The following is a 936-nucleotide window of genomic DNA, read 5'->3' as shown; positions in this document are numbered from 1 at the left end:
GTCTGGATCGCCCTGGACAAGCCGACCTATGGCATCCACGGCACGCCGGATCCGTCGAAGATCGGCAAAACCGAAAGCCATGGCTGCGTACGCCTGACCAACTGGGATGCGCGGGAGTTGGCCAAGCTGGTTTCGCCGGGTGTCACGGTGGAGTTTGTCGGCGGACCTTCAGCCGATAACCTTGCGCAGCAGTGAACTGGGAAGTGCGGCGGCATAGACCAGCTGCATGATCAGGATGAAGCCGAGCTTTCAAGCGGCCGCCTCATCGAAATCCCCGCCGGCTGCACGTAACGGGGCTGGCATGACTGTGCCATTTGCACCCTGTCAGGGTGCAACCCTGGCCAAACGGCTGGTTTCAGCGACAGCAAGCCACTGGCTGGTTGTTGCCGGTGCGCCAGGGGTTTAAGCAAGGTTTCATGCATTCACCAAGTGAAGCCGCCGCCGTCCCGCTGACCAATCCGGTCACGAATGGAACGTTTTGTCCGCAGTCGCGGCGACGATTTGTGCTGATCGCGGCAATTCTGGCCTCGGCGCTTGGCTTCATAGACGGCTCCATCCTGGCCATCGCTACACCAGCGATCCGCGTCAATCTCGGCGCAAGCCTTGCCGAGGCGCAGTGGATTTCCAATGCCTATGCGTTGACGCTCTCGGCGCTGATCCTGGCCGGGGGCGCTGCCGGTGACCGATTCGGTCTGCGCCGCGCCTTCGTGGCCGGCATCGCGCTGTTCATCCTCGCTTCGCTTGCCTGTGCGCTGGCGCCGAATGCAATTGTGCTGATCGCATTTCGCGCGTTGCAGGGCATCGGTGCGGCAATCATGGTGCCTGGCAGCCTCGCCATCATCGCCAAGGCCTACCCGAAGAAAGAACGCGGCCGTGCTATCGGCATCTGGGCGGCGGCTTCGGCGCTGACCACGGCACTTGCCCCGGTGTTCGGCG

The 936-nt window shown here is 62.9% G+C and carries 2 protein-coding genes; both read left to right on the top strand.

Annotation, left to right across the window (positions count from 1 at the left end; all coding sequences use genetic code 11):
- The coding region (locus tag EOA22_RS35255) for a L,D-transpeptidase (protein WP_164756251.1) at positions 1-195 on the top strand (195 nt) is incomplete at its 5' end.
- Positions 196-416: 221 nt separating this feature from the next.
- Positions 417-936: MFS transporter (locus EOA22_RS35250; protein WP_127390695.1), on the top strand; the 520-nt coding region annotated here is incomplete at its 3' end.

Source organism: Mesorhizobium sp. M7A.F.Ca.US.014.04.1.1, assembly GCF_003998745.1.
In the GTDB taxonomy this organism is placed as follows: Bacteria; Pseudomonadota; Alphaproteobacteria; order Rhizobiales; family Rhizobiaceae; genus Mesorhizobium; species Mesorhizobium ciceri.
Note: the sequence above shows the minus strand (reverse complement) of the source record. Positions and strands in the feature narration are given on the sequence as shown.